The organism is Pantoea sp. Pa-EAmG, assembly GCF_030024295.1.
In the GTDB taxonomy this organism is placed as follows: Bacteria; Pseudomonadota; Gammaproteobacteria; order Enterobacterales; family Enterobacteriaceae; genus Pantoea; species Pantoea dispersa.
Genome location: NZ_JASEWO010000331.1, coordinates 1 through 1,889, shown reverse-complemented (window position 1 = coordinate 1,889; position 1,889 = coordinate 1). Strand labels below are relative to the sequence as shown.

General features: G+C 57.1%; 2 protein-coding genes. Both read left to right on the top strand.

The window, feature by feature from the left end; translation table 11 throughout:
- Positions 1-522 (top strand): transporter substrate-binding domain-containing protein (locus tag QMM04_RS22350; RefSeq protein WP_282997088.1); only part of this gene is annotated, 522 nt, incomplete at its 5' end.
- 112 nt (positions 523-634) lie between these two features.
- The gene (locus QMM04_RS22345) at positions 635-1,750 is read left to right on the top strand and encodes a succinylglutamate desuccinylase/aspartoacylase family protein (protein ID WP_166711523.1); all 1,116 of its coding nucleotides are present in this window, start codon (positions 635-637) and stop codon (positions 1,748-1,750) included.
- Positions 1,751-1,889: the final 139 nt, after the last annotated feature.

Genomic DNA, 1,889 nt, shown 5'->3' with positions numbered 1-1,889 from the left:
GCCATCCTGTCGGATATGGGTATCACCGAAGAGCGTCTGAAGCAGATCGACTTCACCGTGCCGCTGTATGACACCCACACTCAGCTGATTGCGCGTAAAGGCTCCGGCCTGCTGCCCACCGCGGAATCGCTGAAAGGCAAAACCGTGGGCGTGGAACAGGGTACCGTGCAGGAGCGCTACGCGCTGGCAAAATGGCAGCCGCACGGCGTGAACGTGGTGCCGTATGGCGATCAGGCACAGGTCGAGAGCGACCTGATTTCCGGACGCCTTGACGTGGTGTTCACCGATGCCGCACAAGCCGCAAACGGCTTCCTGAAACATCCGCAGGGCAAAGATTTCGAACTGGCTGGCCCGATTGTGCAGGATCCGATTATCGGCCCCGGCACCGCCATCGGCCTGCGCAAAGGCGACACCGAATTAAAAACCGCGCTGGACAATGCTTTCGCGGAGATCAAAAAGAACGGTACCTTTGATACCTTGCAGAAGAAGTATTTTGCAACGGATATCTCTATTAAACAGTGATCGATGGGGCGGCGCATTTGCCGCCCTTTTTCCAGCAGAACTATAATTCCCTTCATCAATTTCATGCGGCGCGGCCACGAGCGTGCCCCAGACACAGGACATCGACTGCGTTATGCAACAACAACATCATCCTTTGTTAAGCGCGACGCTGGGCACCCAGCGGGAAATTGTCAGCTTCCACTTCGGCACCGACTCACAGCAGCGGGTGTATATTCAGGCGGCGCTGCACGGCGATGAGCTGCCGGGCATGGCGGTGGCGTGGTATCTCAAGCAGAAGCTGCTGGCGCTGGAGTCGGCGGGCAAGCTGAAAGCCAAAGTCACTTTGGTGCCGGTCGCGAATCCGCTCGCGCTGGGTCAACACTGGCACGGCACTCACCTCGGACGTTTTCATACTCTTTCTGGTCAGGATTTTAACCGTCGCTTCCCGGCGCTGGGCGATACGCTGGCGGCAGAACTGGCGGGATCGCTGACACAGAGTGAATATGAAAACAAACGACTGATTCGCGACGCCATCGATCGTCACTACCGCGACCGCATCGCCAAAAGCGAACTGGAGGCCCAGCGATTCACCCTGATGCGCATGGCCAGCCAGGCAGACCTGATGATTGACCTGCACTGCGACTGGGATGCCTTGCCGCATCTTTACACCACACCGCACGCCTGGCCGGAGATTGAGCCGCTGGCGCGCTGGCTTGGCAGTGAAGTGCAGCTACTGGCGCAGATCTCCGGTGGAGAGCCCTTTGATGAGGCCTGCTGCGAACCCTGGCTGACGCTGGCTGAACGTTTTGGCAAGGACTACCCGATGCCGCGCGGCCTGCTGCCGGTGACGCTGGAACTGCGCGGCGTAGCCGATGTATCGCCGGAACAGGCGGAGAAAGATGCGGATGCGATTATCAATGCGCTAATTGAAGGGGGATATATTGCCGGAGAAACCGGAGACTCCCCTGCCCTGATCCATGCACCAACGCAACTGGCGGGCTGTGAGTACATCCACGCGCCTCACTCCGGACTGCTGCTGAACCGCAGGAAGCTAGGCGAATGGATTAAAGCGGGCGAAGTAGTGGCGGAGGTTGTCGACCCGATCAATGACTACGTGACACCGCTGGTTGCTGAGTTTGGCGGCGTGCTGTATGCACGAAACCTAACCAAGTTTGTCACGGCCGGGATGCTGGTGGTGAGGCTGGCGGGGGAAAATGCGGGACGTAAGGGGGAGTTGCTGGTGGTTTGATAAACCCGGCATCCATCTAACTCTAACAGCCTGCGCTTCATAAAGCTCCGATTCATCAAGATAGTGTAAATTTATCGAAAAGAATTTTTAAGCTAATTTACGCTAGCGAGCAAGCATTGTTTAAGTTTTTTTACTAAGC